This is a genomic window from Duganella vulcania (assembly GCF_009857655.1).
Classification (GTDB): domain Bacteria; phylum Pseudomonadota; class Gammaproteobacteria; order Burkholderiales; family Burkholderiaceae_D; genus Rugamonas; species Rugamonas vulcania.
In genome coordinates this window covers 1-24,044 of sequence record NZ_WWCX01000096.1, presented here as the reverse complement: position 1 = coordinate 24,044, position 24,044 = coordinate 1, and the positions used below count along the sequence as shown (strand labels likewise).

The following is a 24,044-nucleotide window of genomic DNA, read 5'->3' as shown; positions in this document are numbered from 1 at the left end:
GCCGACGCGGCGGCAGGCTACAGCGCCGATCAGCAAGGCGCGCGCCAGCAGCGCGCCGGACGCGACCGACGCGACCACCACCGGGCCGCGCGGCGCCAGGGTGACCAGCGCGTACGCCAGCGCCAGCAGCAACGGCAATTGCAAGGCGCTTTCCAGATGCTTGCCGCCCGAATTCCACAAGATCGGCGTCGACAAGCCCCAGGTGATGTAGGCGGGCATGGCCAACGCCAGAATCGCGAAGATCGGCCCCGATGCCAGCCAGCGTCCGCCATACACGGTGGCGATCAGGTCCGGCGCGAGCACGGCCAGGGCGACAAACATCGGCGCGATCACGATCCAGATGACGGCCAGCACCGAGACGTAGGCGTCGCGCAGGCGCGCCACATCGTCCTGCAGGCGCGCGCCGGTCGCCAGAAACGCCGGTTGCAGCGCGCTGAGAAACAAGGCGTTGGGCGTGTTCGCCAAATTGTAGGCCACGTTGTAGACCCCGACCGCGTGCGCGGTCAGATAGCGGCCAAGGAAAATGCGGTCCAGATTGTTCAGGAACCAGTTGCACAGATTGGTCACAAAGACGGTCGCGCCCACCTGGGTGAACTCGCGCGCGCCGGCATACCAGAACAGGGGACGCACCGAATGCGGATGGCGTAGCCAGCTGAGCAATAGTGCCGACGCGCTCTGCGCCAGCCAGGCCGCCACCAGCGCCCACACGCCGGCGCCCAGATAGGCGCACGGAATACCTACCACAATATAGCCGATCAGATAACTGGCCACCTGGATGATATTGAGCGCGCGAAAATCCATCTGCCGCCGCAGCAGGCTGCTGGCCGGCGCAGTGACGGCGTTGAGCACGCAGGTCAGGCTCAGCCAGCGGACGATGGGCGCCACCGCGGGCTCCCGGAAGTAGCCCGCCACCGCCGGCGCCAGCGCGAACAGCAGCACGCTGGCCACGCTGCCGGTCAGCAGCTGCCAGGTGAAGGCAAAGCGGACATCGCGGTCGTCGATGTGCTGGTTCTGGATCAATCCCCACGAAAATCCGAAGTCCGCCAAGAAATTACTGAAGGTCATCACCACCAAGCCCATGGCGAACAGGCCGTACACCTCCGGGCCCAGCATGCGCGCCAGGATCACCTGCGTGCACAACTGCAGGGCAAAACGCGCCACCGTCCCCACTGCCGCCCATTTGACCGCGGCCACGCTCTTGCGCTTGAGTTCACTGCCGGCGTTCATGCGCCGTACCGCCTGCGCGGGCGCCCTGCCGCTGCCGCCGGAAAAAAAAACGCCCCCAGGGGGGCGGCGGCAGGCCGCATCAGATAAGTCGAGTCAAATACCATAAATTCCCAGCAACGGCGCATCGTCCGCGTGCGCCATTATCCCGTGAACGTGCCGATCAGGCGCGCACGGTCCTTCGTATTCAGACTGTCGAGCAGCGCCTTGACAAACCGGCTCTGCACGCCATAAGCGCGCGGCAGGTCGGTGTCGATGGTCGACACCCGCACCAGCATGCCGTCGGGCACCGTCCCTTCCAGCCCGTAGCGCAGACGCTGCAGGCGCTGTTGAAAATCGGGCCGCGTCATCTTGTCGCCAATCGTGATCCAGTATGTGATCGGCTCGCTGCGGTTACCGCTGACCGCCAGCAACTGCTTGACCGGCAACACGCCGTAGCTGGTGCCCAGATTGACGAACTGGTCCTTCTTAATCTCAAAGCCCTGCGACGCATAACACACCTCCGGCCGGTGCACCCCCATGCCGTCGCCCTGGTCGCCGCCGTAGGCCATCGACAGCATGACGCGTTCGCCATCGGCATTGACGTAGGTGCGCGACAAGGTCTGGTTGTAAATCCGGTCCAGCCGCGCCTGGGTCTCGGGATCGACCTGCAGCGGCACCACCGAGGTGTCGACCTGCCAGTCGCCAAAGCGCTGCGGGATCAGGGTTTCCAGTTGCAGCTTTTCCCGGTGGTCAGCCATCTTCCGGGTCGGCGTGACCACGCGGGTCAGCCCTGCCGACGACACCATCAGCAGGCATAGCACCAAGCTGAGCGTAATTTTCTTTTCCATCATCCGTCCTATGCCGCGGCGGCGGCCGCGCGTTTTCTGACTATCCACTGCAGCATCGTATCCAGACTCAAGATCAGGACCAGGGCGGTAATGAACAGCACCATGCCGGCAAAGCCATGCAGGAATCCCTGGCCCGCCGCGTCGCCAAAGAAGTAGGTGATCAGCGTCAGCGCCATCACCCGTATCACGTTGGCCGAAAACGAGATCGGCACGATCAACAGGGCCAGCGAGATATTGCGGAATGGCGAAGTGTGGCGCACGACGTTCAGGTAGAACAGGCCCAGCGCCTCCAGCGTCAGCAAGGTCTGCAGGCCGGCGCAGGCGTCGGCCACCAGCAGCTGGTACTGGCCGATCTGCAGGATGACGCCGTTGCGCGCGATCGGAAAGCCCGCCATGAAGAGCAGATGCTCGGTGGCGTAGGACACCGCCATCTTCATCGGCATCGTCAACTGGCTCACCAGCGGCCCGGGCAGCGGCACCATGAACAGCATGAAGAAAAACGGGAACCAGACGGCAGCCAAGCCCCTGCCACCCCACATCAGCAGCACGATGGCAGCGCTCAGGCCGATGAGCGACAGGATCTCCATCGAGACAATCTGCTGAGAGCGTCCCAGCACATACAGCGCCAGCGACGGCAGCAGCAGCAGCCAGCCGGCCCGGGTGCCCGGCCGGCCGTCGCCGGCGGCCAGCAGCGCCGGCCATTGGCGATAGATCAGCCAGACCGACAGCGCCAGGATGATCGGGCCATGGGCCTGTTCCTCGGTGGACCAGATTCCGGTCAGCAGTCCGTACAGCGTCGGCACCGCCAGCACCAGAAAGCCCAACGCGATGGGCAGCCACAACGGCAACAGACGCTTGTCACTAAGGCGGTTCACCAGCGGTGTCCTGCGGCTTTGGGTTGTCATCAAAAATCAACCATGACCGAACCGACCACCTCGACGCCGTTCTGGCGCATCTGCTCGGCCATATTGCTGACGCCGGACATCCGCGTGCGGTTCTTGCGCGCGACCAGCAGCACGCCGCCGGCACGCGAGGCCACGGCCAGCGCGTCCGATCCGGCGGCAAACGCCGGCACGTCATACAGCACGACATCGTAACGCGCTTCGAGTTGTGCGTTCAGGCCGGCAAACGAAGCCCGGCTGAGCAGCTCGGCCGGGTTGGGCGGCAAGGTGCCCGCCCCCAGCACCGACAGCGCAACAAAGGCGTCCACCTTGGCAATGGCGTCCAGCTCGGCGCGACCAGCCAGCATATCCGACAAGCCCTGTTTGACCGACAGGTCGAAGACTTCCATCTGCTTGGGCTGGCGCAGGTTGGCATCGACCAGCAGGGTGTGCTCACCGAGCTGCGAAAACACCACCGCCAGGTTGGCGGCAAACAAGCTGGCGCCCTCCCCCGGGTCCACCGCCAGCACCACCAGCGATTTCCTGCCGCGCGCGAACCAGCGCAACATCAGCTGGCTGCGCACCGCGCGCAGCGCCTCGACCTGATGGCTGAACGGTTGATATGCCGCCACCAACAAGGGAGAGAAACGCCCCTCGCCCGGCTGCAGGTAGGGGTAGTCGAATTGACGGGCCAGTACTTGCTGGATATCGGCTTCGGTGATCAACCCCAAGCGTTGGGCCGCCTCGCCAAAGCGTATGCCCAGCTCTTTCTGCATGCGCAGGACGCGTTCAGCGTTTTCGGGCGTGATTTTTCCGGATTCAAGCAGCAGGCCGCCGATACTGGAGTCCGCCGGGCGCGGTGCCGCGGCCAAGGTGTTTACTGGTTGCATAGTCTTGGATTCCAATTTAGTTAAGGCGTAAACGACGCGGCAATATCGCATTCAATTTCGCCCCTGGGCTCCGCGCCGGCGTCCAGTCGACCACGCCGAAGACCGGAATATCCAGCGCCTCGCGCAGATCGGAGTCCGAGCGCACGCGACGGTTGAGCAGCTCGACCACCAGCGCCAGTCCGACACCGAAGAAGACGCCCAGGAACAGTGACAACAACACGTTGCGGACCACCTTGGGACCATCGGGTTCGATCGGCGGCACCGCCGGGTTCAGCACGGCGATGTCGGATTGCTCGGACTGGCCTTCGATCTTCGTTTGCGAGAAACGCTGCGACGCGGCGTCAAATGCGCGCTGCGCGCTTTCCACATCCTTGGCCAGCACGTTCATTTCATCGCGGGTGCGGTTCAGCTCCAGCACCTTGTTCTTTTGTGCCTGCAGCGCCTCCCGGATGGCGGCTTCGCGCTGCTGCAGTATCTGGGCATTGTTGCCCACGCTGCGCGAGGCGATACGGATCTGCTCGTCGAGGTCGTGGCGCAATTTGTCCACTTCGGCCTTCGCGCTCTGGTATTGCGGATGGTTGCGGTCCAGGCGCTGGGCGATCTCGGACAGCTTGGCCTCGGCGTTGCCTAGGCCCAGCTTCAGACTCTGAATCAGCGAATTGGCCGCCACGTCAGGCGACTCGCCCGAGCTGCCCTGGGCCATGCGCTGGCGCGACAGCGCCTCCATCAGCTGCCCCTGCGCGCCGACCAGCTGCGCCGACAGGTCATTGAGCCGGTTCGACTCGACATCGAGACGGTTGTCGACACTGACGATGCCGTTTTCCTGCTGGTATTTGGACAGCCGGCTCTGGGCTTTTTCCACGTTGTCGCGCAACATCTTGGTTTGCTCGTCGAAATACAGCGCGGCTTTCTTCATCGGCTCCACCTTGAGCTGGATGCTGACCCGCTGATACTGCTCCGCGAAGGCGTTGGCCACCGCCGCCACGAACTGCGGATCGGAGCCCTTGAAACTGATGTCGACCACGCTGCTCTCGCGCGACGGCACGATTTCCAGCTTCTTCTGCAACAGCTCGGCCAACCAGTCCCGCACCGACCCCACGCCGCCGGTGACGTCGTTATACTGCGCCACCACCGCCGGATTGTCGGCCAGCTTGAGCTGATCGACCACCATCAGCGCGACTTTCTTGCTGGAGACGATATCGATTTGCGTCGCCATATATCCAGGCAACAACTGCCCCGGCATGGTCAGTCCGGTCAGCGGATCCACGCCCTTGTAATTCATCAGCAACGTGCTGGTGGCCTTGTAGGTCTTCGGCAAAAGCAAACTCACGGTCAGGGCCGCCAAGACGGTGGCCAGCAGCGTGAAGAAGACGATCTTCTTGCGGGCGCCCAATATCAATAAAAATTGAGAGAAATTCATATGTGTACTTTCTAAGCTAAAACGGGTGGCTCGGCGCGACGGATCGCTGACACGCCATTAAAACAGGCTCTCTTTGACGTACACCACGTCATCGGCCTTGAGCAGGTCGTCCTGCTTGGCGTTGATGACTTGCACCACCCCCTGGGCATCGCGGCGCTTGATCACCATGCCGCGTTCGGTGCCACGGGGGGTTAAACCGCCACCGGTGGACAAGGCTTGCACCACCGTCATCGCCCGCTCCAGGCGGAAGGTGCCTGGCCGCTGCACTTCACCATAAATATAGAAGCGCGGCGCACGCTCCACATAAATAATGTCGTTGGCAGCCATCTCGACGTCCCGCTCCAGGTCGCCGCTGCGCAGCATCTCGACCAGATCCACGACGTCCTTGCTGACCTTGCCGTTGCGCTTACGGATCAGCGTCAGCGTATCACCGCCATCGGCACTGACCCCGCCAGCGACCGCGAGCATGTCGACCAGGCTGCGCTTGCCTTCCAGCGGGTAACGTCCCGGACGGAACACCTGCCCCAGCACCGACACCTGCTGACTCTGGATCGACGTCACGACCAGGTTGACCTGGGCTTTGCGCACGAAACCACCGCTTTCCAGCAGGCCAGCGATCTTCTTTTCCGCGCTGGAGACCGACAGACCGCCAAGCGCCACCTCACCGATCAGCGGGAAGGTGATCGCGCCGCTCTCGCTGACGCGGGTTTCCAGCGCCAGGTCGGGACTGCCGTACACCGACACCTTGATCGCGTCCCCCGGCCCCAGCAGCATGTCCGCCGCCATGGCGCCGTTCCCCATCCCAAGAGCCAGCAAGAGGCCCATCGCCCAACCTATCAGTCGTTTCATACGCTACCCGTTTATAGTAAAAATTATCCTGATCCGCCCCGCACCGCGGACGGGGTTATTTCAGCCCGGCCACACCACGCGCATTCGCCGAATCCGCGCTCGCCGCCGGCGTCGCCGCCGCGCCCTTGACCGGCGCCAGTGTCTTGTCCATATACTCGATCTTGGCCGCTGCGCGCAGACGCGCCAGCTCGGCGTCGGCGGTGTCCTTGTTCTTTTTATTGAATAAGAACTGCTCGATCTGCGCGGTCGATTGTTCCAGCGTCACAGGGGCGTCGCGCACGTCAGCAATCGAGATCAGCAACGAGCGCTGACCTTCCTTGATGATGAATAACTGCCCCTTGGGCAAACCCAGCAGGCGTGTCGAGAGTTCCGGCGGCAGCTCCGCGGTCGTGCGGGAGAGCTGGGTCCGGCTAAACTTGACTTTGTGCGCGTCCAGCCATGCCGCGACCTCGTCCAGCGACTTGGCCGCGTCCATGGCCGCCTTCAGATCAGCCGTCATGTCGGCGGTGGCGATCACCAGTTCCCGCATGTCGATCTGCTTACGGCGGGCAAAGAATTCAGGATGCTGCTCGAAATACGCCGCCACCTCCGCCGGCGTCGGCTTGGCCGGCGTGCCCAGACGTTTCTGCATGTACGACTGGGCGACGATCAGCGCCTTGGCGCGCTCCACCGCCTGCACCACCTTCGGATCGCGATCGAGCTTTTCCTTGGCGGCTTCGTTCAGCAGCAGTTGCCGGTCGATCAACGACTCCACCAGTTGCCGTTTAGCTTGCTCCTGCTGGGCCGCCTGCACGCCCGAGCGCTGCAACTCCTCATTGAGCTGCAACACGGTAATTTCTTCGCCGTTCACGCTGGCCAGCGCCTGGCCGGGCTTCTTTTCCTTCTCACCGCATGCGCTCAGTACGGCCAAGGCCGTCAACACCACGCCCGCGCACAGCAGGCGCCCGGAGGCACTCAGGGACGGGCGGCGAATCGGGCCGATGCTCTCAAGATGCTTCAAAATATTTCCTTTAAGAATTACTACCTTGATCGGAAGGCAATCACCGCGCCCTGCCGCCCCGGGCCTGGGACGAAGACCGGCAGCACGGGCCGGGCTGATTTTCGTCAAAAGTATGCGGTGGGCCTCAGCAATTGTCAATCTTGTAAATTTCTTGCTCGGAGAAAACCTATTGCCATTATCGACAACTTACAATGATACCAATCAAATGAGCAGACCAGCAACACCGCTGGCGGCATGCCACTCTAGCAACTGGCGATTAAGGCAAGCTTAATGCGTGACTGCCCGCCACGCTCAGTGCGCGTTTTCGCGCGCCAGCACCACTTTGACGGTGCGCAGGATAATCCAGATATCCAGCCACAGCGACCAGCTGCGCAGATAGTCCAGGTCATAGCGGATGCGCGCCTCCATCTTGTCCAGTGTCTCGGTTTCGCCGCGCAAGCCATTGACCTGTGCCCAGCCGGTAATGCCGGGCTTGACCTTGTGGCGCAGCATATACCCCTTGATTAGTTTGCGATATTGCTCGTTGTGGGCCACCGCATGCGGACGCGGCCCGACAATGCTCATTCTGCCCTGCAGCACATTGATGAACTGGGGCAGTTCATCGAGCGAGGTGCGCCGCAAGAATGCCCCCACGCGCGTCACCCGCTGGTCGTTCTTGGTGGCCTGCACCACGTGATCGCCATCCTCGACCGCTGTCATCGACCGGAATTTGTAGACGATGATTTCCTCGCCATACAGGCCATAGCGCCGTTGCCGGAAAATGACCGGCCCGGGCGAACTGAACTTCACCGCCAGCGCGATGACCAGCATGATCGGCAACAGCATCAACTGAATGACCAGCGCCAGCACAACGTCGCTGATCCGCTTGATCATGCTATTCAGGCCGGTAAACGGACTTTCGCAAATGGCGATGACCGGCATGCCGCCGACATTGTCGAAACGCGCCTGCATCAAGTCGAACACATAGATGTCCGGGAGAAAATACACCGACGCGGTGGTGTCTTGCAGTTCATCGAGCAGCTTGCGTATCCGCGGCTGGGCGGAGATCGGCTGACTGATGAAAATCATTTTGATATGGTGCTCGCGGACAAAGGGGGCAATATCCGCCATCTTGCCCAGCATCGGATGGTTCAGCGACGGCGGCCGGCGGTCCTCGGTGCGGTCGTCGAAGAAACCATGCACGCTCATGAACAAGTTGGGATTGGTTTCGATGGTGCGCGCGAATTTGATGCCGACATCGTTGGCGCCGATGATGGCCACCGACCGCACCTCCCTGGCCGCGGGCGACCCTGCCCCCATCCGCCGTGCCGCCAGATGGGTACCCAGCAAGATGAAGGGGGTCAACACGAACCAGGTCAGCACGACGGTTTCGTCGTAATGATACGCCAGGCCGCTGGCCATCCCAAGCAACCACAACAGCGCAGCGCTGACGATCCAGCCGACGAAAATGTCGCGGGAAAACGCCAGCGTGCGGCCGCTACGCCAGGTGCGGTAGGGGTCGAAGTGCGGATAGACCGCAGACGAGACAAAAAATGCCAGCACCATCAACACCAGCGAGTAGCCGGTGAAGGGCACGCCCAGCAACGCTGATATCAGGTAAAGCGACCCCATGATAATCAGAGGATCGACCACACGCTGAAAGAAGGAAATCAAAGGAATATCGTTGACCGTCATAGTAAGTCTTAAAACTGTGCACTGACGCTGAAGGAGGCACCATTCACGCGGTAATTGTTGGTGCCTACAAACGGGCTGCCGGTGCGGGATTCGCGGAAGACGCCCGCGTTCAGTTGCACAGCCTGCATGGGCGCGTAAGTCAACCCGGCGTTCACGCTGCGGGTCGAGTCCTCGATGGCCCCGGGCAATACCAGGCCATTGATGGTGTCGAATTGGCGCCGTTCCCGCCGCCACGACGCGTCGGCTCTGAGCTTGGCGGAAATATCCCAGCCCGCCGCCACGCTGACGCCCTTGTTGAAACTATTGCTGATGAACGTGCTTTCAACGGCGGAAAACTCGCGCCAGCCGGACAACGTCAGGCTCACTTTGCCCAACGGACGCCAGACCAGATTGCCCTTGCCGTTGGCGCCACTAGAGTTACGCTGCGAGAAAAACACGTGCTCCCGGCGCGCCCAGCCCACCAGCATCTGGAGCTGCGTGGTGCCGCTGAAGGCCCAGTTGACGTCGGCCTTCAACTCGTCCTGGGTGTATCCATCGTCCACCGTCGTGCTGCCGATCTGCCGGTGGTTGGGATAAGCGCCCTTCAGGTGACGCAGCTGCAGACCCACCCGGCTACCGCTGGAGGCCAGGAAATCGACACCGCCGAACGCCACATCCTCGGTATGGTTGTTATAACGCTGCGACAGCAGGTCGTAGGTAAATTTCTCTTCCGAATAGCCGCCGCGCACCTGCCAACTCGGATGGAAACGCCAGGCGCCATCGACGTATTCGCGGCGCTGCACCCGCAAGTTGCGCTCATTGCCGTGGAAATCGGTGAAGGGGGTCAGCGTCTGCGCGTACTTGCCGCCGACATGGCCTTCCAGGTGATTGCCCAGGTGCCACTCCAGCGCCGCCAGGAAATCCTTGCCATTATAGTTGAGCTGATCGTAATGCGAGAACTTGACGTTGCTGACCTTGGCCTGTCCCGTCAAGATCTGACGCCCCAGGGGCCGCTCGAACGAAGCGCCGACCGCGGTCTGCAACATGGTGTCGGAACGGCTGCCGGTGAAGCCCGGCGCCTCGTCGGGAAGGCGGAACAGATTATCGTCGTAGTTGTAACCGACCACCACAAACGGGTGTATCGTGTCGCTCAGTGCGGCGGCGGCGGGAACGCACACTGCCGTGCCCAGCAGCAGCGCCAGCGACCGTGGCAAAAACACGAGGCGCGTAAACTTAAGATGATGCTGGCATGAATCTTTTTTTAGCTGAGAACTCAACATTGGCATTTGTCTTTGAGAGAGATCAATCGGCTGGTTATCTATCTTACCAGTATGCCCAGTGATCAGTGGAAATTATCCATATGCCCAACAGTCCATTGGTGACACCGTGCGCGATGACCGGTGCCCACAACGAACGACTGCGCATATAGAGGATCGTATATACCGCACCCGCCACGACCCCGGCGAACCACAGCGTATGTTCGAAGCCGAATAATAACACCGTGATAATAAAGGTTGTGTTTTTTACCCGCGCCGGATCGCCCTGCAAAAACGCCGGCGCATCCAGAAACCGCATCAAAAATGACCGCCAGAACAACTCCTCCATGACCGGCACCACCAGCGCCGCGCCCGCCAGGCGCACCGTCACCAGCAACCAGTCAATCCGGCCTTCGCTGCGCGGATCGAAACCTGTGGAATCGCCAAGCACCATCCACGAGGCGTTGAGGCGTATCCACAACCACCATACGGCGATGCCGCACACTACCGAAACCGCCAGCACCCTGCCCCTTGGCAAAGGCAGCGCCAGTTCCGTATAGCGGCGGCGGTACCAGACCAGCGCCGCCAACACCGCTGCGACTTTGACCGCGTACAGCCAGCGGAGTTCCGCCGCCGTCCACCCACAGCGCGCCAGCACATCCGCCACAATGATAAAACCGATATAGATTACGAACGGCAAGACGCGCGCGCGCGCGCCCTGGTCAAACATGGCAAGCCCGCGCCGCCGCTGGCACGGGCGCCCCCGGCGCGAAAACAACGCCTGAGCGTCGAGGCAAAGCAGTCATCAAACATCCTGTCTGGTAAGGGAAGGAAAGTGCGGCACGGTGCCGCCCGGCTGAAACCGTGCACATACTACAACAAATTGCCGCCGCACTACACACCCATGTATGTCGCCCTTCGCCATCAACCGCCCGCGCCGGACTCGATTGCCTCCCACCGTTCCAGCGCGACCAGTAATTCCGCCTCGATGGCGGCGATCCTGGCGTTAACCTGCTTGGCTTCGGCCGCGTTCTTCTTGTAAAACCCCGGATCGGACAATTGCAGCGTGAGCGCGGTCTGCTCGTCCTCCAGCGCCGCAATCAAACCCGGCAACTCTTCCAGTTCGCGCTGCGCTTTAAAACTGAGCTTTTTACCCTTGGCCGCAGCGCCAACGGCGGGGGGCGCCGCGGCCGCCGCGGCCGCAGGCGGGCGCACCGGCGCGGGGACCGGCACCGCACGCACCCGCTCCCAATCGCTATAGCCGCCGACAAATTCGCGCCAGCGCCCCCCACCCTCCGCCACAATCACCTGCGTCACCACGTTATCGAGGAAGGTCCGGTCGTGACTGACCAGGAACACCGTCCCTGGATAATCCTCCAACAACTCCTCCAGCAGCTCGAGGGTGTCGATATCGAGGTCGTTGGTGGGCTCGTCGAGCACCAGGCAATTGGCCGGCTTGGCAAACAGGCGCGCCAGCAACAGCCGGTTACGCTCACCGCCGGACAGCGACTTCACCGGCGAGCGCGCGCGCTCGGGCGCGAACAGGAAGTCGTTCAGATAGGTCATGACGTGGCGCCGCTGGCCATTGACCTCGACCCAGTCGCTGCCTGGCGAAATCGTGTCCATCAGACTAGCCTCTTCGTTGAGCTGCGTGCGCATCTGGTCGAAATAGGCGACCTGCAACTTGGTCCCCAGGCGCGCGGTGCCAGCGGAAGGCTCCTCTTCGCCCAGAATGATTTTCAGCAGTGTGGTCTTGCCCGCGCCATTGGCGCCGATCAGTCCGACCTTGTCGCCGCGCAAAATCGTGCCGCTAAAGTCGCGAATGATCACCTTGTCGCCATAAAGCTTGGAGACATTCTCCAGCTCCGCCACGATCTTGCCCGAGCGCTCGCCCGCGCCGACCTCCAGCTTGACCTGCCCCTGCTGCTCCCGCCGTGCCTGACGGGTCAGCCGCAGCGCCTCCAGCCTGCGCACCCGCCCCTCGTCGCGCACGCGCCGCGCCTTGACGCCCTTGCGTATCCACACCTCTTCCTGCGCGAGAAACTTGTCGAATTTCGCGTTTTCCACTTCTTCGATTTCCAGCTGTTCGCTCTTGCGCACCTGATACGCCGAGAAATTGCCCGGGAAGGAGAGCAGCCGGCCGCGGTCCAGCTCGACAATACGGGTGGCAACGTTATCCAGGAAGGAGCGGTCATGGGTAATGAACAACACGCTGCCCTTGAAATCGCGCAGCAGTCCTTCCAGCCACATGATGGAGGTGAAATCCAGGTGATTGGTTGGCTCATCGAGCAGCAGCACATCGGGCGCCGACACCAGCGCCCGGGCCAAGGCCACCCGCTTTTGCATCCCGCCGGACAAGGTGCTCATCAACATGTCGCCGCGCAGGTCTAATTTGTTGAGAACAGTTTCCACCTTGTTGCTCAGACTCCAGGCATCGGCGGCATCCAGCTGCACCTGGATGTCATGCATGCGCTCCATCACCTCGTCGTCCCGGCCCTGCCCGAACTGACCGGTTAACGCATCGTACTCCTTCAACAAGGCCGGCAACGGGTCCATGCCCGAGGCCACCGCGTCGAACACCGGCATGCCGGGATCGAACACCGGCTCCTGTTCCACGTAAGCGATCTTGATATTTTGCTGCATGACCAATAAGCCATCGTCGAGCTTGAAGCGTCCCGAAATAGTCTTGAGCAACGAGGACTTACCGGTGCCGTTACGACCGATCAGGCCGACACGCTCGCCTATTTCCAGGGAAAATTCTGCGTGATCAAGGAGGGCGACGTGGCCAAACGCCAGCTGCGCCGAGGAGAGTGAAATGACTGCCATAGTGTGTGGGAGGGGCTGAGCGACCGGCAGGGCATGGGCGCCGCGGCCGGTCGCGAAAATGAATGGAGTCAGCATTGTACCGACACCTGCGCGATTGGTCGTATAAATTGTAAAACTCTCGGCTATAATTGCAGGCGTTTTGCGATGCCCCCCTCCCCGGCCTGCCCATGTCCGCGCGGCGTCATCGCACGACGCCGTCCTCCCCGTAGCACAATGGATAGTGCACATGCCTCCTAAGCGTGGGATACAAGTTCGATTCTTGTCGGGGGGACCATACCTGAAGGCAATAGCTGGCGCTCACCATCACCCTACTCAGATTGGAAACTCGATCTCTATGCGTATATTGCGATTCATGGGCTACCCGATCAATAATTTCAGCACCCTGGAGCGGATGATGCTGGCACAGGCGGCGCGCCTGGCGGAACTGGGACATGAGATGCAAATCGCCTTCGACGGCGTGAAGACGCCCGCCGCCGCCGCCGCCGCCCGCGCCTATGCCCCCAATGTCAAGCTTCATCTGGACCTGCCGGCGAGCTTCGGGCTGCGCCAGCCCCTTGCCCTGCTGCGCTATCTGCGCGCCGCCCGACGCCTGATCGCCGACGGCGCGTTTGACATCGTCCACTTGTACTTCGATCCTGGCGCGCGCGTGCTCAACCAATTGGCCCGGCTTTTCCCTCGGACCAAATTCATCCGCACCATCGGCAGCACGCCGGTACCGCGCGGCACGCGGCGCTACCTGGACGGCATCAAGCAGCGCAAATGGGTGTTCGATCTCTCCCAGATGCAAAAAGTTATCTGCGTCGGTGCCCATATCGGCACCATGTTGGTGGAGTTCGGCGTGCCCGCCGAGCGGATAGTGGTCATTCCGAATGCGACGGACATCCATCGGTTCCGCCGCGTCGGCGCGGCCGCGCCCAGCGCGCGGATGCGGCTGGGCTTTGTCGGCCGCCTCAATCCAGTCAAGAATATCGAGCTGATGATACGGGGAATGGGCTTACTGGTCCGTGAGCATCAACGGCGCGACATCGAGCTGATTCTGGTCGGGGACGGCCAGCTGCGTGGCGAGCTGGAATCCCTGGCGCAGGCAGAGGGCGTGGCAGAGTATGTGCGGTTCACCGGTCCGGTCAGCGACATCCCGGGGCTGCTCAATACCGGGATTGACATCTACGTGCAGGCATCCCACAACGAGGGTTGCCCAGCCGCAGTCATCGAAGCGATGGCGTGCGAGGTGCCGGTGGTGCTGTCCGACATCGACGGCCACCGCCAGGTTGCCACACCAGAACTGCACGGCAGCTTCTTCAAGGCAAACGACGTCGCTGATTTCGTGCGCTGCGTTCTGATGGTGTGCGACAACCATGCACGCTACCAAGAGGTCGCCACCCGGGCGCGCGAACACATCGTTGCGACATATGGCATCGACGCCTGGATCAACCAGGAACTGGCGGTCTACACCCAGCTCTTAGCTTGAGCGCCGCGACCGGCGCGCGCACGCCACCAAGCCCAGCCCCAGCACCAGCATGACGTAAGTGGACGGCTCCGGCACGGCGCCGATCTGGAAGACCTGGATCGCGCCGAAGGTCACGTCTGGCTGCGAGTACGTGGTGCCGTCGAGTATGCTCTTATAAAAATTGCCCGTATCAGGATCGATATAGGAGTACAACAGCGAGACGCCGCCGCTCGTCAGGTTGTACGGCACATAGAGGTCGCGGCCCAGGCCGAATGTCGGGCCGTAGTTGGCGTTATTATAGGCCTGATAGGCGCCCACGGTGTCGTACACATAGCCCTTGGGCGTTTGCCGGTGGATTTCGGACGAGGTGAGATTAAACAGGAACGACGTGCGTTGGGAGTTGTCGTACGTCATATTGTACTCCCCCGCGGATGCCCAACTCTGCGGATTGTAGCCGCCGATCAACCAGGTTTGCCCCTTGCCATTGCTTGCCTCCATCACCGAGAAGGTGGCGCCCTTGCCATCCACCGCTCGGTGGAAGTCCAGCGCCGTGTCGCCTGCCGCCTTGGTGTAGATATTAGTCAAGGTGAGCGGACCGTTGCCCAACCAAGTAGCGAGCTGAGTTTGGTAAGCGGGGCTCAGCAGCGATACGCCAGCCGACGCGCTTCCGCTGGCGCACAATGTGGCGGTGAGGACCAACGCCGCCAGGATCGTGTTTGAACGAATGTTCATTTCTTCCCCTTCCTTGTCTGGTAATGATTAAACAGGATAAATATACCATATCAAAATAAATAAATTGCAATATTTTCCATGGGGCACATACTCATCCGCGCTCCGCCGTCACTAAACCAGCTCGGACAACAGCGGACGGGACGCCTGGAGAACGGCAGCGCGCGTAGTAAAATAATGATATCATTAAGGCCATTTTAACACCCCTCCAACGGTGGCAAGCCAGGTGACCAGGCTTGGAGCCAGTGCTGGGGGCGCTGAGCCACGTCCGCCGACCAGCCGCGCGCCATGGCGACATCAACCTGGGAACAGCAAGCCCCAACGGAGCCACGGCAGTACCACACTTTTTGCCATCCTTTTTCTGCTCTTGTATTTGGTATCCGAGGTCATACATGGTTTTTACATCCTTCAATTTCCTTATCTTCTTTCCGCTTGTCATCGTCCTCTATTACCTAACACCGGCCCGCCTACGCTCGGTGACCATATTGGCGGCGAACTACTTCTTTTACATCAACATCAAACCGGTTTTTGCGCTGCTGCTCGCGGCAGTAACCTTCATCGCGTATTGCGCAACATTACTGATGGAGCGTACGTCAGGTCCGGGTGCCAGGAAGGCAGTGCTGCAGAGTGCTATCGTCTTGATCCTGCTCCCCCTGTTTTTCTTTAAATATTTCGGCGAGATCAACGACGCCATTGCGCTGGCGTTACAGGCTCACCAGTTGCATTGGCCCTTGCCGCCGATAAAAATGCTACTCCCCATCGGCATCTCCTTCTACACTTTCATGGCGCTCGGCTACGTTATCGACGTCTACTACGAAGAAATCGAGTGCGAGAAGAACATTGGCCAGCTGGCGGCCTTCATTTCCTTTTTCCCCCTAATCCTGTCCGGCCCGATCGAGCGCGCCGGGAACATGCTGCCGCAATTAAAAGCGCCGCGCGTAGCGACCTTCGAGCAGTTCTCCCAAGGCTGCAAGCTGATGTTATGGGGATACTTCTTGAAGATGGTCGTGGCCGACCGGGTCGGCATTTACGTCGACGCCGTCTACGGCAACATCGAACGCCACAACGGCACCTCTTTGCTGTTTGCCTCCTGCCTTTACCCGTTCCAGATTTACGCCGACCTCGGCGGATATTCGCTACTGGCTATCGGCGTCTCAAAAATCCTTGGCTTCGACATCATCCCCAACTTCAATCGTCCCTTCTTCGCCACCTCGATGTCCGATTTCTGGCGCCGCTGGCACATGTCGCTCATTTCCTGGGTCAACGATTATATTTATACGCCACTATCGTTCAGCCTGCGCTCCTTGCGGATCTGGGGCATCATCATCTCGCTGACGATCACCTTCGTCATCAGCGGTGTGTGGCACGGCCCGTCCATGACATTTGTCGTCTGGGGCCTGTTGCAAGGCATGTTCCTAAGCATAGAGGTGCTGTTGGCACCACGCCGGTCGGCATGGGAGAAAAAACACGCTGCCGCCCAAAATCGCCTGTATCTGGCCGGCATGATGGTGCTGACCTTCATCATGTTCGCCGCTTCCATGGTATTCAGCCGGGCGGCGACAATCGGTGACGGCCTCGCAGTCTATGCGCGCATCTTCACCACGTCGGGACCGTTGTACATCGAAAAACCGTCCACCATGATCTATATCTTGTTTGGCATCGCCGTCATGATGGCAAAGGATTTCACTGACGAATTCACGCCGAGCCGCTTCTTGCTTTTCAAAAATAAGAGCAAGGTGGTCCGCACATTGTCCTACAGTTTGGCCTTGGTCACCATTTTGCTCGTCGGGGTCCTCGACGGCGGGCAGTTCATTTACTTTCAATTCTAACGTCTCATGATCAAGAAGATTTTTCTCAGCATTCTGGCGACGGCCGCCACGGTGGCGACACTGGACTTTGCAATTGGCACTACCTTGCGCCACTTCTACTTCACGGAAACATCTGGCTTCCAGTACCGGACCACCTATGCGATGGAGAAGACCACCGCCAACATCCTAACGTTCGGCTCATCCCGCGCCAACCACCACTATGTCCCCGACGTTTTCGAGCATGTGCTGCATCGCTCGACCTACAACGTCGGGCGCGACGCCCAGGGCATTCTGTTCCAGACCGCAATGCTCAAGGCTATCGTGAGGCGCCATCACCCCCAAGTCGTCGTGCTGGAGTATGACGGCGACTTTGAGTACCGCGACGGCGGGTATGACCGACTGACGTCGCTGCTGCCCTACTATCGCGATCATCCGGAAGTTCGTCCATATGTCGAGTTAAAGGGGCCGTTCGAGAAGGCCAAGCTGCTGTCGCAAATCTACCCATTTAATTCCGAAATTTTGTCTATCTTGATTGGCAATTTGGAGCTCAACAAGAAACGTAACTTTGATAGCCAAGGCTACTCGCCCCTGTTCGGTACTTGGCCGGAACCGATCCAGTTTTTCGACGAGGACATCACTCAACGCGTAGACACCAATAAGGTCATCGCGTTCCGTGAATTCATTGATACGGCGCGGGCGGCGGGTGCCGAGGTGTTTGTCATCAACTCCCCTATCTTCAAGCGCTTCAAAACCAGCGGCGGTAAAAACATCGGCAAGGAAATCTGCAAGGAAAAAGGCGTAGCCTACCTCGACTACACACACGATGAGGCGTTCGTCGGCAATAGCCAGCTATTCAAGGACATCTTCCACCTGAACGACACCGGAGCGATCAAGTTCTCCCAGCTCGCGGCCGTAGAAATCGGCAAAAGGCTCGGCCAAAAGAACCTGGCCATAGCCCCGGCGGAAAACTAGCCCGGTCCGGCAAACCGTTGCGGCATCCTAAATCCCAATAACAATGGAGTGTATCTCAATGATTGATATCGCAGAACGCATAGAACGTATATTTATCGCCAACGCGGACCGTTTTTCCTTCAACATCTCGCAGACGCAATACACCTATGCACAACTGCAGCAGCGTGTACTGTGCATCCAGACAGCGCTCGAGCGCGTAGCCCGCGCCGACGAGAAACTGATCGGCGTGGTCGCGGTCGACCATCTGGACACCTATGCCGCCGTACTCGCCATTCTCCGATCAGGTCGAGCGTTCGTGCCCCTCAATCCCGAGCATCCGCCGGAACGCAATGCCAGCATCATCCGCCAAGCCGGCCTGCGCAATGCCATCGCGGTCGACATGGCAACAGCGCTGGACCAAGTAACGCTACAGCAATGTGGACTGATACCGTCGGCGCTGGCAATCGACGCCGACGCCGTCGGGCGTTGTGCCGTCAATGCCAGCGATCTGGCCTACCTGTTGTTCACCTCCGGCAGCACCGGCGAGCCGAAAGGTGTGCCTATCACGCGCGGCAACCTCGCCGCCTTCCTTGACTCCCTGGCTGAGTCAAACTGCGCCATGTACCCTACCGACCGCGTTCTGCAGATGTTCGATTTGACCTTCGACTTCTCGATCGCCGCGTACCTTGCGCCATTGTCCAACGGAGCCTGCGTCTATACGGTCGGCGGCGGCAAGGCGAAGTACGCCGAGATCTACCGCCTGTTGAGCGATGAGGGCCTCACGGTCGCCCCCCTGGTGCCCTCGGTGCTAAACTACCTGAAGCCGTACTTCGACGAGATCGAGCTGCCGGAGCTGCGGCTCTCTTTCTTCTGCGGCGAGGCCTTGCTCGCCGACATAGTGTCGGCGTGGACAAAGTGCGCGCCCGGCTCGACCATCATCAACTTCTACGGGCCGACCGAGGCCACCGTGTTCGCCACCTATTATGACTGGAACGAACTGGCAGGATGCAACAAGACGCTCAACGGTGTTGTGTCGATCGGCCAACCGATGAACGGAAACTACGCCATTGTGGTGGATGACGAACTGGCACCGCTGGACCACGGCGAAAAGGGTGAGCTGTGTCTTGCGGGCCCCCAGCTGACGCCCGGATACTGGCAGGATCCGGCGCGCGACCAGCGGACCTTCTTCGACAGCATGATCGACGGCACCATCAGGCGGTTCTACCGCACTGGTGACGTGGTGGTGCAGGACGATGCGGGCGACCTCCTGTTCTGCGGTCGGGTTGACCACCAGATCAAATTGCAGGGCTACCGGGTGGAGCTGGGCGAAATTGAACACCATGTGCGCCACGTCCTGGATGACCACGCATTCGTTGTCGTCCCGCACATCTCGCCACAAGGCGCAGCCTCGCTGATCCTGGTAGTCGAAAACTACACGGGCGACCTGAAAAAAGTGATTGCCTCGTTACGGGAACATATTCCTGGCTATATGGTCCCGGCTCGGGGTGTTTCGCTGACTACCCTGCCCCTGAACGCGAACGGGAAAATTGACCGTAAATCGCTGCAAAAACAATTTGAGGAACAACGTGGCTGAGGCGCTGGTGATCCGCGCCGCGACGGCGGCAGATGCACCTTTTCTGGTCGAAGCAATTTGCGAGGCGGAAAAAGGGGGCACCGAATGCCTGAGCTACTGCAGAATTTTCGAGCTGAACGAGGCCGAGTTTAAACCGCTGCTACTGTCGATGCTGGAAGAAGACATTGACGGCCAGGAGCTGTGCATAACGGACTACCTCGTCGCCGAGCAAGGCGGACAATTGCTTGGTGCCTGCTGCGCCTGGATCGAGGGCGCAGCAGGCCAACCCAGCGCCCTATTAAAGGCCAGCCTGCTGGTGCACGCCATCGATCCACAGCGCATGCGCACGGCCCGACAGCATTTCAAGAAGCTCGAGAAACTCTATATAATGCGCGACGAAGGCGCACTGCAGATTGAATCGGTTTACGTCCGCCCTGAAGGCCGCGGCCAAGGCATCGCAGCCCAGTTGATTGCAGCCCAGCTGGATCGTCTGGCAGACAAGGCGTCTACAGGACATGCGCAAATCATCCTAGCATCGATCAATGACGCAGCCAAAGCGAGCTACACCAACTGCGGATTTACTCCGGTAAGAACGGTATCGAGCACGGACGTGGAACTGCTGCAGCTTGTCCCGACGCTTGAAAAACTACTAATGCAACGTACCCTAAGTGGAGTAAAAGTATGACCAATAGTACCGAAAAAACAGAACAGTCGATCCTCGCTGAACTGACCCCTATCTTCCGTAGCATATTTGAAAATGACACCTTGGTCGTTACACCGGAATTAACAGCAAAAGATGTCGATGGATGGGACTCGTTGACCCACATGAGCCTAATCGTTGCGGTCGAGGAGCACTTCAAAATCAAGTTTAAACTGCGCGACGTCGTCAAATTCCGGAACCTGGGCGATATGTGCGCGACCGTCCTCGCATCGCTGAAAAGCAGAGCCTGACGGTATAAGACGGGGAAGCAGCAAAAGTCGACAGCGTATGGCTATTCCCCGCCTTCCGGCACCACCGCCGTCACCTCGATCTCCACCCGGGCCCGGTCCTCGACCAGCCCGGCCACCTGCACCGCCGTCATGGCCGGGAAATGCAGGCCGATGATCTCGCGGTAGGCCGCGCCGACCTCCTTGTAGGCCCCCACATATTCCTTTTTATCGAGCACGTACCACGTCATGCGCACGATATGCTCGGGCCGCGCGCCGGCCTCGGCCAGCACCTCGACCACATTCTGCAGCGCCTGGCGCACCTGGCCGGCGAAATCGTCGGTGTGGAACACGCCCTGCCCGTCCCAGCCTATCATGCCGCTGACGCACACCAGGCGTCCGCTGGCGGCCACGCCGTTCGAATAGCCACGCGGCCGCGCCCAGCCCGGCGGTTGAAGAAATTCCATCATGCTTCCTTAGTGTTGGCCGCGCGCAGCAGTTCGCGCGCGATGATCAGTTGCTGGACTTCGGTGGCGCCCTCGTAGATGCGCAGCGCGCGGATCTCGCGGTACAGGCGCTCGACCGGCTGTTCGCTGACCACGCCCAGGCCGCCGAACATCTGCAGCGCGGCGTCGATCACCTGCTGCGCCGTTTCGGTGGCCGTCATCTTGGCCATCGCCGCCTCCTTCGTCACGTTGCGTCCCTGGTCGCGCTGCCAGGCGGCGCGGTAGGTGAGCAGCGCGGCGGCGTCGATGCCGGTCGCCATCTGCGCCAGCTTGGCCTGCGTCATCTGGAAATCGGACAGCACCTGGCCGAACATCTTGCGCTGCGTGGCATGCGCCAGCGCCTCGTCCAATGCGCGCCGCGCGAAGCCCAGCGCCGCCGCCGCCACCGAGGTGCGGAACACGTCCAGCGTGGACATCGCCACCTTGAAGCCCTGTCCCGCCTCGCCGATGCGCTGCGTGGCCGGCACGCGGCAATCGCGGAACACCAGGCGCGCCAGCGGATGCGGAGCGATCACCTGGATGCGCTCGGCGATCTCGAAGCCCGGCGTATCGGCGTCGACGATGAAGGCAGTGATGCCGCGTGCCCCGGGCTGTTCGCCGGTGCGCGCGAACACCACGTAGAAATCGGCGATGCCGCCGTTGGAGATCCAGGTCTTCTCGCCATTGAGCACATAGTGGTCGCCGTCACGCACCGCCGCGCACTGCATGGCGGCGACGTCGGAGCCGGCCTGCGGCTCGGACAGCGCGAAGGCGGCGATGGCCTCGCCGCGCGCCACGCGTGGCAGATAGGCCTCGCGCTGGGCCGCCGTGCCGTGCAGGCTGATGGCGCCCGAGCCAAGGCCCTGCATGGCGAAGGCGAAATCGGCCAGGCCGTTGTGGCGCGCCAGCGTTTCGCGGATCAGGCAGATGGCGCGGGTGTCGATTCCCGCGCCCTCGGCGCCGGCGATGGCGTGGTGCAGCCAGCCGCCCTCGCCCAGCTGGCGCACCAGCTGGCGGCAGGCCGCGTCGACGTCGGCGTCATGCTGCTGGCCGATGTGCTGCGCGGCCCAGGCATCGAGTTCGCGCTCCAACTGCGCATGGCGGTCGTCGAAGAATGGCCATTCAAGGTAGGTCTTGTCGCTCATCAGTCGCCTTCGAATTCCGGTTTTTGCTTGGCCACGAAGGCATGGTAGGCGCGATGAAAGTCGTTGGTGGCCATGCAGATCGCCTGCGCCTGCGCTTCCGCCTCGATGGCTTCGTCCACGCCCATGTTCCACTCCTGTTGCAGCATTTTCTTGGTCATGCCATGGGCGAAGGTCGGGCCGTCGGCCAGGCCTTGCGCGAAGGCGCGTGCGGCATCGAGCAGCGCCTCCGGCTCCTGCAGGCTGTTGAAGAATCCCCAGCGCTCGGCCTCCGCGCCGGACATCGAACGTCCCGTGTACAGCAGCTCGGCCGCGCGGCCCTGGCCGATCACGCGCGGCAGCAAAGCGCAGGCGCCCATGTCGCAGCCGGCCAGGCCCACCCGCGTGAACAGGAAGGCGGTCTTGCTGCGCGCCGTGCCGAGGCGGATGTCGGACGCCAGCGCCAGGATCGCGCCGGCGCCGGCGCAGATGCCGTCAACCGCCGCCACGATGGGTTGCGGACAAGCGCGGATGGCTTTCACCAGGTCACCGGTCATGCGCGTGAAGGCCAGCAGGCCGGGCATGTCCAACTTGGTCAGCGGACCGATGATGTCATGCACGTCGCCGCCGGAGCAGAAATTTTCGCCGGCGCCGGTGATGACGATGGCCTTGACGTCGTCCGCGTAGGCGAGCGCGCGGAACAGGTCGCGCAGCTCGGCGTAGGAATCGAAGGTCAGCGGATTTTTGCGCTCGGGGCGATTGAGCGTCAGCGTGGCGACGCCGCCGCTGACTTCAAACAGAAAATGGCTGGCCTGGTAATCGGCCAGCGCGGCGCGGTTGCCGGGCAGTTGCTGGGCTTCGCCGGGAAGATATCGCATGGTGTGGTTCCTTATTTTTCGTCCGAGGCGTTCAGGTGCTGCTTCATCTGCGACAGCAGGTCGATCAGCCGGTTCTTGTCGGCGCCGGACATGTCCTGCAGCAGTTCGGCGATCCAGCCTTCGTGTTCGGCCGCCATGGTGGCGAAGGCCTTGCGGCCGGCCGCCGTCAGCTTGACGCTGTAGGCGCGGCCGTCCTTCGGGTCCGGCACGCGCACCACCAGTTTTTCCAGCTCCAGCTGGTCGGTGATGCCGGTGATGTTCCCGCCGGTGACCATCATGCGCTTGGACAGCTCACCCATGCGCAGGCCTTGCGGATAGCGCTCCAGCTGCGCCATCAGGTCGAAGCGTGGCAGGGTGATGCCGAAGCTGGCACGCAGCCGGCTGCGGATTTCGTTTTCGATCTTGACGGTGCAGGACAACATGCGCAGCCAAAGCTTGAGCGATTGATGGTGGTCCTGCGTCAGGCGGCTGGCCAGGTCGAGCACCGGCGCCTCACCGTTTTCGATGGGGTTTTGATTGTCGTCGTTCTCTGAAAATGGTGGCATAGCTTCCTCGTGCTTCACATTACTTCGCCGCCGGCGACGGCGACGGACTGTCCATTCATGGCGCCCGCTTCGGGCAGGCAAAGCCAGGCCACGGCGCTGGCGACTTCCTCGCTTTGCACCAACCGCTTCTGCGGATTGCCGGCGGCCAGTTCGGCGCGCGCCTCGTCCTCGCTGCGGCCGGTCTTGGCGACGATGTTGGCGACGGCCTCGCGCACGATGTCGGTTTCCGTGTAGCCGGGGCAGACGGCGTTGACCGTCACGCCCTTGGTGGCCACCTCCAGCGCCAGCGCGCGCGTCAGGCCGACCACGCCGTGCTTGGCGGCGACGTAGGCCGACACGTAGCGATAGCCCACCAGCCCCGCCGTCGATGCGACGTTGACGATGCGGCCCCACCCTGCCTCGATCATACCGGGCAGCGCGGCCTGGGTGCAGTGGAAGGTGCCGGTCAGGTTCACGTCCAGCATGCGCTGCCACAGCGCGGCGTCGGTCTTGCCGAATGGCGCAGGGACGGCCTGGCCGGCGTTGTTGACCAGGATGTCGATGCGGCCGAAGCGCTCGACGGCGCCGGCGAAGCCGCTGCGCACGGATTCCTCATCGGTCACGTCCAACACCTGCATGGCGACCGCGCCGCCCGAGGGCGCGGCGATGGCGTTCATGGATTCGACGGCGGCCACCAGCGCTTGCGCATCGCGCCCCGCCAGCGTGACGCGCGCGCCGCGCAACAGCAAGGCCCGCGCGCAAGCGGCACCGA

Annotated in this window: 23 protein-coding genes and 1 tRNA gene; 7 read left to right on the top strand and 17 right to left on the bottom strand. The window is 61.5% G+C overall.

What is annotated here, in order from left to right:
• The 11 genes from GTP90_RS29625 to GTP90_RS29575 form a co-directional block, all read right to left on the bottom strand.
• Window positions 1–1,227: lipopolysaccharide biosynthesis protein (locus GTP90_RS29625; protein ID WP_161086877.1), on the bottom strand; the 1,227-nt coding region annotated here is incomplete at its 3' end.
• Window positions 1,228–1,367: 140 nt separating this feature from the next.
• Window positions 1,368–2,054 carry an exosortase-associated protein EpsI, B-type gene (epsI, locus tag GTP90_RS29620; protein ID WP_161086876.1) on the bottom strand — a complete coding sequence of 229 codons (687 nt, stop codon included), beginning with the start codon at window positions 2,052–2,054 and terminating at the stop codon, window positions 1,368–1,370.
• An 8-nt stretch (window positions 2,055–2,062) separates the two neighbouring features.
• Entirely contained in the window at window positions 2,063–2,959 is an 897-nt protein-coding gene (gene xrtB / locus GTP90_RS29615) for an exosortase B (RefSeq protein WP_161086875.1), read from the bottom strand.
• Window positions 2,959–3,825, bottom strand: a complete 867-nt coding sequence (epsG, locus tag GTP90_RS29610; RefSeq protein WP_161086874.1) for a chain length determinant protein tyrosine kinase EpsG — start codon at window positions 3,823–3,825, stop codon at window positions 2,959–2,961. Before epsG ends, xrtB begins: the two co-directional genes overlap by 1 nt.
• A 16-nt stretch (window positions 3,826–3,841) precedes the next feature.
• The gene (epsF, locus tag GTP90_RS29605; protein ID WP_161086873.1) at window positions 3,842–5,245 is read right to left on the bottom strand and encodes a chain length determinant protein EpsF; all 1,404 of its coding nucleotides are present in this window, start codon (window positions 5,243–5,245) and stop codon (window positions 3,842–3,844) included.
• Window positions 5,246–5,302: 57 nt separating this feature from the next.
• The gene (epsE, locus tag GTP90_RS29600; RefSeq protein WP_161086872.1) at window positions 5,303–6,094 is read right to left on the bottom strand and encodes a polysaccharide export protein EpsE; all 792 of its coding nucleotides are present in this window, start codon (window positions 6,092–6,094) and stop codon (window positions 5,303–5,305) included.
• 55 nt (window positions 6,095–6,149) lie between these two features.
• Window positions 6,150–7,202, bottom strand: a complete 1,053-nt coding sequence (locus GTP90_RS29595) for an EpsD family peptidyl-prolyl cis-trans isomerase (protein ID WP_308937324.1) — start codon at window positions 7,200–7,202, stop codon at window positions 6,150–6,152.
• A 183-nt stretch (window positions 7,203–7,385) separates the two neighbouring features.
• Window positions 7,386–8,768, bottom strand: coding sequence for an undecaprenyl-phosphate glucose phosphotransferase (locus tag GTP90_RS29590; RefSeq protein WP_161086871.1), 1,383 nt, complete (start codon window positions 8,766–8,768; stop codon window positions 7,386–7,388).
• 8 nt (window positions 8,769–8,776) lie between these two features.
• A complete protein-coding gene (gene epsL / locus GTP90_RS29585; RefSeq protein ID WP_254452107.1) occupies window positions 8,777–10,027 on the bottom strand; it encodes an XrtB/PEP-CTERM-associated polysaccharide biosynthesis outer membrane protein EpsL in 1,251 nt (416 codons plus the stop codon).
• A gap of 43 nt (window positions 10,028–10,070) precedes the next feature.
• Window positions 10,071–10,733 carry a CAAX prenyl protease-related protein gene (locus GTP90_RS29580; protein ID WP_161086870.1) on the bottom strand — a complete coding sequence of 221 codons (663 nt, stop codon included), beginning with the start codon at window positions 10,731–10,733 and terminating at the stop codon, window positions 10,071–10,073.
• 194 nt (window positions 10,734–10,927) lie between these two features.
• Window positions 10,928–12,829 carry an ATP-binding cassette domain-containing protein gene (locus GTP90_RS29575; protein ID WP_161086878.1) on the bottom strand — a complete coding sequence of 634 codons (1,902 nt, stop codon included), beginning with the start codon at window positions 12,827–12,829 and terminating at the stop codon, window positions 10,928–10,930.
• A 199-nt stretch (window positions 12,830–13,028) separates the two neighbouring features.
• Here GTP90_RS29575 and GTP90_RS29570 point away from each other — a divergent pair.
• Window positions 13,029–13,103 (top strand) — tRNA-Arg (locus tag GTP90_RS29570).
• Window positions 13,104–13,181: 78 nt separating this feature from the next.
• Window positions 13,182–14,297 carry a glycosyltransferase family 4 protein gene (locus GTP90_RS29565; protein ID WP_161086869.1) on the top strand — a complete coding sequence of 372 codons (1,116 nt, stop codon included), beginning with the start codon at window positions 13,182–13,184 and terminating at the stop codon, window positions 14,295–14,297.
• On the opposite strand, the gene GTP90_RS29560 is transcribed toward GTP90_RS29565, so the two are convergent.
• Window positions 14,289–15,008, bottom strand: coding sequence for a PEP_CTERM-anchored TLD domain-containing protein (locus tag GTP90_RS29560; protein ID WP_161086868.1), 720 nt, complete (start codon window positions 15,006–15,008; stop codon window positions 14,289–14,291). The genes GTP90_RS29565 and GTP90_RS29560 overlap by 9 nt on opposite strands.
• A gap of 389 nt (window positions 15,009–15,397) precedes the next feature.
• Between GTP90_RS29560 and GTP90_RS29555 the strand changes: the two genes are divergently transcribed.
• Genes GTP90_RS29555 through GTP90_RS29535 form a run of 5 tightly spaced genes read left to right on the top strand, consistent with a single transcriptional unit; the run spans window position 15,398 to window position 20,288 of the window.
• Window positions 15,398–16,834, top strand: coding sequence for an MBOAT family O-acyltransferase (locus GTP90_RS29555; RefSeq protein ID WP_161086867.1), 1,437 nt, complete (start codon window positions 15,398–15,400; stop codon window positions 16,832–16,834).
• A 6-nt stretch (window positions 16,835–16,840) separates the two neighbouring features.
• Window positions 16,841–17,785, top strand: a complete 945-nt coding sequence (locus GTP90_RS29550) for an SGNH/GDSL hydrolase family protein (RefSeq protein ID WP_161086866.1) — start codon at window positions 16,841–16,843, stop codon at window positions 17,783–17,785.
• Window positions 17,786–17,843: 58 nt separating this feature from the next.
• The gene (locus tag GTP90_RS29545) at window positions 17,844–19,358 is read left to right on the top strand and encodes an amino acid adenylation domain-containing protein (protein WP_161086865.1); all 1,515 of its coding nucleotides are present in this window, start codon (window positions 17,844–17,846) and stop codon (window positions 19,356–19,358) included.
• Window positions 19,351–20,022 carry a GNAT family N-acetyltransferase gene (locus GTP90_RS29540; RefSeq protein WP_161086864.1) on the top strand — a complete coding sequence of 224 codons (672 nt, stop codon included), beginning with the start codon at window positions 19,351–19,353 and terminating at the stop codon, window positions 20,020–20,022. Before GTP90_RS29545 ends, GTP90_RS29540 begins: the two co-directional genes overlap by 8 nt.
• Entirely contained in the window at window positions 20,019–20,288 is a 270-nt protein-coding gene (locus tag GTP90_RS29535; protein ID WP_161086863.1) for an acyl carrier protein, read from the top strand. Before GTP90_RS29540 ends, GTP90_RS29535 begins: the two co-directional genes overlap by 4 nt.
• Before the next feature lie 41 nt (window positions 20,289–20,329).
• Here GTP90_RS29535 and GTP90_RS29530 read toward each other — a convergent pair whose 3' ends face one another.
• From GTP90_RS29530 to GTP90_RS29510, 5 genes are all read right to left on the bottom strand, one after another.
• Window positions 20,330–20,731, bottom strand: coding sequence for a RidA family protein (locus tag GTP90_RS29530; RefSeq protein ID WP_161086862.1), 402 nt, complete (start codon window positions 20,729–20,731; stop codon window positions 20,330–20,332).
• On the bottom strand, window positions 20,731–21,894 hold the full coding sequence (locus tag GTP90_RS29525) for an acyl-CoA dehydrogenase family protein (protein WP_161086861.1): 1,164 nt from the start codon (window positions 21,892–21,894) through the stop codon (window positions 20,731–20,733). The genes GTP90_RS29530 and GTP90_RS29525 overlap by 1 nt, the downstream gene beginning before the upstream one ends.
• A complete protein-coding gene (locus tag GTP90_RS29520) occupies window positions 21,894–22,748 on the bottom strand; it encodes an enoyl-CoA hydratase family protein (protein ID WP_161086860.1) in 855 nt (284 codons plus the stop codon). Before GTP90_RS29520 ends, GTP90_RS29525 begins: the two co-directional genes overlap by 1 nt.
• An 11-nt stretch (window positions 22,749–22,759) precedes the next feature.
• Window positions 22,760–23,293, bottom strand: coding sequence for a MarR family winged helix-turn-helix transcriptional regulator (locus GTP90_RS29515; protein WP_161086859.1), 534 nt, complete (start codon window positions 23,291–23,293; stop codon window positions 22,760–22,762).
• 14 nt (window positions 23,294–23,307) lie between these two features.
• A partial coding sequence (locus GTP90_RS29510; protein ID WP_161086858.1) for an SDR family NAD(P)-dependent oxidoreductase occupies window positions 23,308–24,044 on the bottom strand: 737 nt, incomplete at its 5' end.

What these genes read in the sequence shown, in the direction of transcription:
- epsI (WP_161086876.1), bottom strand. Translation starts at nt 2,054, where the DNA reads ATGGAAAAGAAAATTACGCTCAGCTTGGTGCTATGCCTGCTGATGGTG.
- xrtB (WP_161086875.1), bottom strand. Translation starts at nt 2,959, where the DNA reads ATGACAACCCAAAGCCGCAGGACACCGCTGGTGAACCGCCTTAGTGAC.
- epsG (WP_161086874.1), bottom strand. Translation starts at nt 3,825, where the DNA reads ATGCAACCAGTAAACACCTTGGCCGCGGCACCGCGCCCGGCGGACTCC.
- epsF (WP_161086873.1), bottom strand. Translation starts at nt 5,245, where the DNA reads ATGAATTTCTCTCAATTTTTATTGATATTGGGCGCCCGCAAGAAGATC.
- epsE (WP_161086872.1), bottom strand. Translation starts at nt 6,094, where the DNA reads ATGAAACGACTGATAGGTTGGGCGATGGGCCTCTTGCTGGCTCTTGGG.
- GTP90_RS29590 (WP_161086871.1), bottom strand. Translation starts at nt 8,768, where the DNA reads ATGACGGTCAACGATATTCCTTTGATTTCCTTCTTTCAGCGTGTGGTC.
- epsL (WP_254452107.1), bottom strand. Translation starts at nt 10,027, where the DNA reads ATGTTGAGTTCTCAGCTAAAAAAAGATTCATGCCAGCATCATCTTAAG.
- GTP90_RS29580 (WP_161086870.1), bottom strand. Translation starts at nt 10,733, where the DNA reads ATGTTTGACCAGGGCGCGCGCGCGCGCGTCTTGCCGTTCGTAATCTAT.
- GTP90_RS29575 (WP_161086878.1), bottom strand. Translation starts at nt 12,829, where the DNA reads ATGGCAGTCATTTCACTCTCCTCGGCGCAGCTGGCGTTTGGCCACGTC.
- GTP90_RS29565 (WP_161086869.1), top strand. Translation starts at nt 13,182, where the DNA reads ATGGGCTACCCGATCAATAATTTCAGCACCCTGGAGCGGATGATGCTG.
- GTP90_RS29560 (WP_161086868.1), bottom strand. Translation starts at nt 15,008, where the DNA reads ATGAACATTCGTTCAAACACGATCCTGGCGGCGTTGGTCCTCACCGCC.
- GTP90_RS29555 (WP_161086867.1), top strand. Translation starts at nt 15,398, where the DNA reads ATGGTTTTTACATCCTTCAATTTCCTTATCTTCTTTCCGCTTGTCATC.
- GTP90_RS29550 (WP_161086866.1), top strand. Translation starts at nt 16,841, where the DNA reads ATGATCAAGAAGATTTTTCTCAGCATTCTGGCGACGGCCGCCACGGTG.
- GTP90_RS29545 (WP_161086865.1), top strand. Translation starts at nt 17,844, where the DNA reads ATGATTGATATCGCAGAACGCATAGAACGTATATTTATCGCCAACGCG.
- GTP90_RS29535 (WP_161086863.1), top strand. Translation starts at nt 20,019, where the DNA reads ATGACCAATAGTACCGAAAAAACAGAACAGTCGATCCTCGCTGAACTG.
- GTP90_RS29530 (WP_161086862.1), bottom strand. Translation starts at nt 20,731, where the DNA reads ATGGAATTTCTTCAACCGCCGGGCTGGGCGCGGCCGCGTGGCTATTCG.
- GTP90_RS29525 (WP_161086861.1), bottom strand. Translation starts at nt 21,894, where the DNA reads ATGAGCGACAAGACCTACCTTGAATGGCCATTCTTCGACGACCGCCAT.
- GTP90_RS29520 (WP_161086860.1), bottom strand. Translation starts at nt 22,748, where the DNA reads ATGCGATATCTTCCCGGCGAAGCCCAGCAACTGCCCGGCAACCGCGCC.
- GTP90_RS29515 (WP_161086859.1), bottom strand. Translation starts at nt 23,293, where the DNA reads ATGCCACCATTTTCAGAGAACGACGACAATCAAAACCCCATCGAAAAC.